The sequence below is a fragment of the Kitasatospora sp. GP82 genome, assembly GCF_029892105.1.
GTDB lineage: Bacteria > Actinomycetota > Actinomycetes > Streptomycetales > Streptomycetaceae > Kitasatospora.
In genome coordinates this window covers 74,957-81,610 of record NZ_JARZAJ010000030.1, presented here as the reverse complement: position 1 = coordinate 81,610, position 6,654 = coordinate 74,957, and the positions used below count along the sequence as shown (strand labels likewise).

Genomic DNA, 6,654 nt, shown 5'->3' with positions numbered 1-6,654 from the left:
CGCTACGTCGCCCGCGAGATCTACCAACTCATCACCGCAGCCAGGAATCCGACCCCTGCACCAGCGTCAGCCGATTGACATCCATAGGGGCATCAAACGGGCCTACGTATTCCTGGGCACGGTCACAGCCGCGGCGTTGGTGATCTGGCTCCGCTCGTGATCGCCAGGACAGTGCCTAGCGCGGGACGCCGAGATCGGCCAGCATCCGATCCGTGTTTCCGAGTTGGCGCTGATCGGGAAGGCCGTGGCTCACGCCGGTCGGGGCGGGCCGACGCCGACGTTCCATAGCGGGGCTCGGCGCGCAGGCACGGATCGGGCGGCGAAGCGTGCTCGAGCCACTACTCGGACCGGTGCCCGCATTGGGCAGGACCAGGGGCTGCGGGGCAGAGCGGCGGGCAGGCAAGGGCCTGCCCGCCGTCGGGCCAGCGTACGGTCCCCTGGCCATGCACGACCGCAACCCGGCTACGGCGTCGGGCAAAGACCGCCTACTCCGCGAATGCGCGAGGCCGAACAGGCGGAGTACAGGTCTCTGTCACGCCTGAGGCGCCGGGCTCCCGTCGGCTGACTGGGAGACCGTCACGACATGTTGGAGTACCAGAAGGTCCATTGGGGTCACCTGGACCGTAATCGACAACTCGCCGGTGCCGGAGAGCCGTACCGTCTCGGTGGCGCGAAGCCGACGGGCGATCGCGCCGACTGGTGAGTCGGCCACGCGGGTCAGCGTATACGGGCCCTGCACCGTGTCGATCCCCAGTCCCTGCCTGCGCCACCGGATCAGACCGTTCCCGTCAGCCGCCGCCGTGGACATGAGCAGCACCCCACATCGCCTGCCGCCCGGTGTCCGTACGGACTGCGCGGGCGTACAGGCCGATGCCGGCGCCGAGAGCTGCGACATCGAGATCGGCCGATCGAGGCTTGATCAACCGAAGCGCCACCAACAGGCTGTCCAGTCGCCGTCGTTGGGCGGCGGAAGTGGGCAGTGCGCCGGCTGTGGAAATCTGGAGTCGACGGGGCAGCACCGCCGTCAGGAGGCTCAGTAGCAGCAGGCCGGCGGCCAACTCGGCTGCCACCGCCAGGAGCCAGACTTCTGGACTGAACAGGTCGGGATTGAGCACCGTTGCCAGTGTGACCACCAGAAAGGCGAGTAGGTATCCAATCCGGATGAGACTTCCTGTCATGCCCAGATCCTCCCCCGGTAGTCGCCCTGCTTCCTTCGAGCCAGCGACCGCTTGAGGCGGAAGCTTCGCACTCAATGGGCCAGCCTGCAAGGTGAGTTGGACAATCCGGCACAAGCCAGGCCATCCGATGCCGTCATCGGGTGGGGTGTCTGAATGGATCTTCAGGTTCGTTCAGGAACCTTTCAGGTCGGTCCTCCTAGCGTCGGCGCGTATGAACATCCGATCTTCCACCGACCGCCGGCTCCGCCTTGTGCTGGCGCTGGTGCTGTTCGCGGTCTACGGCGCTGTCTCGGTTGGGCGTCATCTGCGGATGGAGACCAGCGGATTCGACCTCGGGATCTTCGAGGAGGCGGTGCGCGGCTACGCGGGGCTCGGCAGGCCGCTGGTGGCGCTCAAGGGCGCCGACTACAACCTGCTCGGCGACCACTTCAGCCCGATCCTCGCGCTGCTCGCGCCCGTGTACCGGCTCTTTCCGGGGGCGGTGACGCTGCTGCTCGCCCAGGCCGCGCTGCTGGCAGCCTCGACGCTCCCGGTGACCAGGCTGGCGATGCGGACGGTGGGCCGGTGGGGCGGCGCGGCGATCGGGCTTGCGTACGGGCTGTCCTGGGGGCTGTGGGCCACGCTCGCCTTCGATTTCCACGAGGTGGCCTTCGCAGTGCCGCTGGCCGCCTTCGCCGTGGAGGCGCTGGTGTGCGACCGGGCGGTGGCGGCCATGTGCTGGGCGCTGCCGCTGCTGCTGGTCAAGGAGGACCAGGGCCTCCTGGTGGTCGGGATCGGCGCCTGTCTCTTCGTGCGGGGACACCGCCGGCTCGGCGCGGGACTTGCCGTGGCGGCAGTAATGGCGATGGCGCTGGCCGTCCTGGTCCTGGTCCCGCTCGCGAACCCGGAGGGCGTCTACACCTACGCAGAGTCGGGGGAGTGGACGGGTGGCAACCCGGTGGCCCGCCTGCTGCTGCCGGGCGACAAGTGGACGCTGGCGGCCGTCCTGCTGGCGCCGACGCTGCTGCTCGCGCTGTGCTCGCCGCTCTGTCTGCTGCTGGTGCTGCCGCTCGCGGCGAGGTTCTGGTCCCTCAACCCGGGGTACTGGGACACACTTCACCACTACAACGCGGTGCTGATGCCGGTGCTCTTCCTGGCTTTCGTCGACGGGCTGCGCCGCCTGGGCCACGCTCCGGGGCGCGGGGCGCTGGTTGAGAAACCGAGTGCGCGACCGGCCCGCTACGACGGCGCGGGGGTTCCCTCGCCCTCGGGTGGCGGGGGTGCGGTGACCACCCTGACGCGGCCGGTCCGCACCGCCGCACCCGGCACCCGCAGCAGGAGCGCCATCGCCGTGGGGCTGGCGCCGGTCGGCGCCCTGGTGGTGGCCGCTGCGATGCTTCCGGTGCCCTCACTGGCGGCGCCGACGCCACAAGTCGCCGTGGTCAAAAGGGTGTTGGCGGCAATACCGGACGGTGTGACGGTGGCTGCCGCCAACCATCTGGCGCCTCAGCTGACGGAGCGCTGCACCGTCTCGCTCTTCCCGTATCTGACGCCGCCGGGCGGGGCGGCGCCGTGGAACAGGCCCACCGCGGACTGGGTGGCGGCGCTGGACGACCCGGACGACTTCCCCGTTCCGGCGGCGGAGCAGAAGCAGTTCAGGGAGGCGCTGCCCGCGATGGGCTACCGGACGGTGGCCATGGGTGGCGGGGTCACGGTGTACCGATGGGCAGCCGGATGACCAGCTCCGCACCGGTGCCGGTCGAGGGCTCGACCGCAGCCGCCGTGCCGCCGAGGTCGTGGGCGATGCCGCGTACCAGGGCCAGGCCGAGTCCGGCGCCGCCGTCCGCCCGGTCGCGCGCGGAGTCCAGCCGCACGAACCGTTCGAAGACCCGCTCGCGCTCGGCTGCCGGAATGCCGGGGCCGTCGTCGCCGACCGTCAGGACGGCCCACCCGGCCTCGCCCGGTCGGCGCCGGACACCCCCGCCTCCGTCCGCAGCGAGACCAGGACCTCGGTGGCGGCGCAACGGCAGGCGTTGTCCAGCAGATTGCGCACCAGCCGGCCCAGCAGCAGCTCACTGCCCGCGACGGCAGCCGGCTCCAGCGCGGTGGCGCGCACCTGCACGGGCCGCTTCCCGATGAAGGCACGTTCGGCGATCTGCTCGGCCGCATCCGTACCGATATCCGCCGCCAGATCCGCATCGCGTCAGCATAGGCAGCTCCGTCCAGCTGACGGCAGGTCACAACTGTCGGCATGTCACAGCCCCGGGCCCTCGCCGTGGGTCCGGGGCTGCGCTCCTCCCGGTGTAGGGGCCGGGAGGAGTCCGGGAGACGCGCCGTCCCTGACGCGGCCCGGAGTCTGCGGGGAGGATCAGACGCGGGAGGCGAGCTCCTTGGCGGCGCGGGCGCAGGCCAGCGCGATCTGGTCCTCGTTGACGGTGGTCAGGTTGCCCTTCTCGACCACGGCGTTGCCGTTGACGAAGAGGGTGGCCAGCGGCGGCAGGGCGCCCATGGTGAGGGCGGCGACCGGGTCGGCGATCGAGGAGTGCATGATGCCGTCGATCTTCCACAGGGCCAGGTCGGCGAGCTTGCCGACCTCGATGGAGCCGATCTCGTTCTGACGGCCGAGCACCCGGGCGCCGCCCATGGTGCCCAGGCGCAGTGCCGAGCGGGCCGTCAGCGCGTCGGGGCGGCCGTGCAGACGGTTGATCAGCAGCGCGTTGCGCAGCTCGGTGCCGAGTTCGCCGGACTCGTTGGAGGCGGTGCCGTCGACGCCCAGGCCGACCGGGACACCGGCCGTCAGCATGTCGGGGACACGGGCGATACCGGCGGCCAGCCGGGCGTTCGAGGACGGGCAGTGCGCGACACCGGTGCCGGTCTCGGCGAACTTGGCGATGTCGGAGTCGTTCATGTGGACGCAGTGCGCCATCCAGACGTCCTCGCCGAGCCAGCCCACCGACTCGAAGTAGTCGGTCGGGCCCATGCCGAACAGTTCCTTGCAGAACTGCTCCTCCTCGGCCGCCTCCGAGCCGTGGGTGTGCAGGCGTACGCCCTTGCGGCGGGCGAGTTCGGCGGCCTCGCGCATCAGGTCCGTGGTGACTGAGAAGGGGGAACAGGGCGCGATGGCGACGTGCAGCATCGAGCCGAAGGAGGAGTCGTGCCAGCGGTCGACGGCCGCTTCGGAGGCGATCAGGATGTCCTCGGTCTTTTCGACCGCGAAGTCCGGCGGCAGGCCGCCGTCGCTCTTGCCGCGGGACATCGAGCCGCGCAGCGCGGTGAAGCGCATGCCGAGCTCGCCGACGGCCTCGATGGAGGCGCCGAGGATGTCGCCGCCGCCCTGCGGGAAGACGTAGTGGTGGTCGCTGGCGGTCGTGCAGCCGGACTTGAGCAGCGCGGCGGCGGAGCCCTGCGAGGCGGCGTGGACCAGGCGGTCGTCGATCCGGGACCAGATCGGGTAGAGGGCGACCAGCCAGTCGAAGAGGATGCTGTCCTGGGCCAGGCCGCGGGTGATCCACTGGTAGAAGTGGTGGTGGGTGTTGACCAGACCCGGGGTGATCAGGTGGCCCTCGCCGTTGATCCGGCGCACCACGTTGTCCAGCCACTGCGGGGCGGGGCCGTTGCCGACCGACTCGATCCTGTTGCCGAGGATGACCACGTGACCGCGGGCGTACTCGGTGTCGTTGGCGTCGACTGTGGCGATGGCGACGTTCTCGATGACGATCCGCTGGTCTGCGGGCGGGGGCTGGACTGCCATGGTGTGACTCCTATGGGGGAGGGCCGGGGGCGCGCGGTGAGCGGTGCACGCGCCCCCCGGCCGGTCAGGACGGTGTCGCCGTTGGCACCGTCGCGGCGGATGTCTCGCCGGCCTCGGCCTGGCGGTGGACACCGACGTGGTGGAAGAGCAGGTTGAGCAGGACGGCCATGATGCAGCCGGCCGAGATTCCGGAGTGCATCAGCGTGCGGACGGCCTCCGGGAAGGGGGTGTAGAAGTCGGGGGAGGCGATCGGGATGATGCCGACCCCGAGGGACACCGACACCAGGATGGTGTTGGCGCTGGAGTCCATCCCGGCCTCCGCCAGGGTGCGGATGCCGCTGGCCGCGACCGTGCCGAAGAGCACGATCCCGGCACCGCCCAGGACGGGCGGCGGTACCAGCGAGACCATCGAGCCGAGCACCGGGAAGAGGCCCAGCACGATCAGGATGCCGCCGCCGGCCGCGACCACGAAACGGCTGCGGATCCTCGTCAGCGCCACCAGACCGATGTTCTGGGCGAAGGCGCTGCACGCGAACCCGTTGAACACCGGGCTGAGCGCCGTGGCCAGGCCGTCGGCCCGCAGTCCCGCCGTCAGGGTCGTCTCGTCGGCATTGCGGTCGACGATCCGGCCGAGTGCCAGCATGTCGGCGGTGGACTCGGTCATCGAGACCACCATGACGATGCAGAGCGAGACGATCGCGGTGACGTCGAAGACCGGTGCGCCGAAGTGGAACGGGGAGGGGAGCGCGAAGATTCTCGCGCCCTCGACGGGGCCGAAGTCGGTGAGTCCGAGCGGGAGGGCGGCCAGGGTGCCGATCGCCAGCCCGACGAGAAGCGAGAGCTGCTGCCAGAAACCGCGCAGCAGCCGGTTGCACAGGACCACCGCGGCGAGGGTGAACGCGGCGAGAGCGATGGCCTTGGCGGAGCCGTAACCGGGCGCGCCCGGCGAGCCGCCGCGAGCCCAGTTGACGGCCACCGGAAGCAGGGACACCCCGATGAGGGTGATCACGGTGCCCTGGACGACCGGTGGGAAGAACCGGATGAGCCTGCTGAAGTACGGTGCCGCGAGGAAGCACAGGAGCCCCGCGACGATCACCGCCCCGAAGATGACCGGAAGGGCGTCCTTCGGGCCACGCTCCTTGGCGATGGCGAGCATCGGTGCGACACCGGCGAACGAGACACCGTTCACGAACGGCAGCCGCGCACCGATGCGCGCCCACTCCGTGGACTGGAAGAGACCCAGCGTCTGGAGCAGGGTGGCCAGACCCGCGGTGAACAGGCTGGCCGAGATGAGCAGGGCGAGCTCGGTGGGGGTCAGACCCACACCGGCGCCGACGATGAGCGGGGGCGCGACCACGCCCGCGTACATCGCGGCGACGTGCTGAAGGCCGGTGGTGAACAGTCTCGTCGGCGGGAGCAGCTCGTCCACGGGGTGGACCTCACGGCCGGACGGAGTATCGGGGAGGCTGGTTGACACTCCGTCCGACCGTGAAGGTCTGTCAGGGGTGGAACCGCCGTCTTTGGTACGGGTGGAGCGGAGTGCCATGTCGAGCCCCTCTTGTGCTCGTGGCCTCCGGCGTGCCCGTGGCGCTGGAGTTGGCAAGGATTCAGGCTGTCCGAGGGCGGGACGGCGGTGCAAGAGTCCCTCGGGCAGCCTCTCCGGCACCCCGGGCCGGCCGCCATGAGGCGAGCACGATCTCCGGTTGGTGGGGGTGGAGAAACAAGTGGTGCACTGTGCAAGGGTGT

7 protein-coding genes are annotated in these 6,654 nt (G+C 70.4%); 1 reads left to right on the top strand and 6 read right to left on the bottom strand.

The genetic code is table 11. The features are described 5' to 3' along the window. Window positions 1–532: 532 nt before the first annotated feature. Both P3T39_RS26930 and P3T39_RS26925 read right to left on the bottom strand, forming a co-directional pair. Entirely contained in the window at window positions 533–712 is a 180-nt protein-coding gene (locus P3T39_RS26930) for a hypothetical protein (RefSeq protein ID WP_280701544.1), read from the bottom strand. 76 nt (window positions 713–788) lie between these two features. After that, complete coding sequence (locus P3T39_RS26925) at window positions 789–1,253, bottom strand: hypothetical protein (protein WP_280701543.1); 465 nt, start codon at window positions 1,251–1,253, stop codon at window positions 789–791. 136 nt (window positions 1,254–1,389) lie between these two features. On the opposite strand from P3T39_RS26925, the gene P3T39_RS26920 reads away from it, so the two are divergent. Further along, entirely contained in the window at window positions 1,390–2,895 is a 1,506-nt protein-coding gene (locus tag P3T39_RS26920) for a DUF2079 domain-containing protein (RefSeq protein WP_280701542.1), read from the top strand. Here P3T39_RS26920 and P3T39_RS26915 read toward each other — a convergent pair. The 4 genes from P3T39_RS26915 to P3T39_RS26905 all read right to left on the bottom strand — a co-directional run bounded on the left by P3T39_RS26915 (window position 2,867) and on the right by P3T39_RS26905 (window position 6,454). Continuing rightward, window positions 2,867–3,181, bottom strand: a complete 315-nt coding sequence (locus tag P3T39_RS26915) for an ATP-binding protein (RefSeq protein WP_348534388.1) — start codon at window positions 3,179–3,181, stop codon at window positions 2,867–2,869. The two genes, P3T39_RS26920 and P3T39_RS26915, sit on opposite strands and share 29 nt — an antisense overlap. After that, window positions 3,094–3,279, bottom strand: a complete 186-nt coding sequence (locus P3T39_RS37620; protein ID WP_348534387.1) for a hypothetical protein — start codon at window positions 3,277–3,279, stop codon at window positions 3,094–3,096. Before P3T39_RS37620 ends, P3T39_RS26915 begins: the two co-directional genes overlap by 88 nt. 246 nt (window positions 3,280–3,525) lie before the next feature. Beyond that, window positions 3,526–4,908 carry an 8-oxoguanine deaminase gene (locus P3T39_RS26910; RefSeq protein ID WP_280701541.1) on the bottom strand — a complete coding sequence of 461 codons (1,383 nt, stop codon included), beginning with the start codon at window positions 4,906–4,908 and terminating at the stop codon, window positions 3,526–3,528. Between the two features lie 64 nt (window positions 4,909–4,972). After that, complete coding sequence (locus P3T39_RS26905; RefSeq protein ID WP_280701540.1) at window positions 4,973–6,454, bottom strand: nucleobase:cation symporter-2 family protein; 1,482 nt, start codon at window positions 6,452–6,454, stop codon at window positions 4,973–4,975. Between the last annotated feature and the right edge of the window lie 200 nt (window positions 6,455–6,654).

Coding starts and splice junctions, on each gene's coding strand:
- P3T39_RS26920 (WP_280701542.1), top strand. CDS start 1,390: ATGAACATCCGATCTTCCACCGACCGCCGGCTCCGCCTTGTGCTGGCG.
- P3T39_RS26910 (WP_280701541.1), bottom strand. CDS start 4,908: ATGGCAGTCCAGCCCCCGCCCGCAGACCAGCGGATCGTCATCGAGAAC.
- P3T39_RS26905 (WP_280701540.1), bottom strand. CDS start 6,454: ATGGCACTCCGCTCCACCCGTACCAAAGACGGCGGTTCCACCCCTGAC.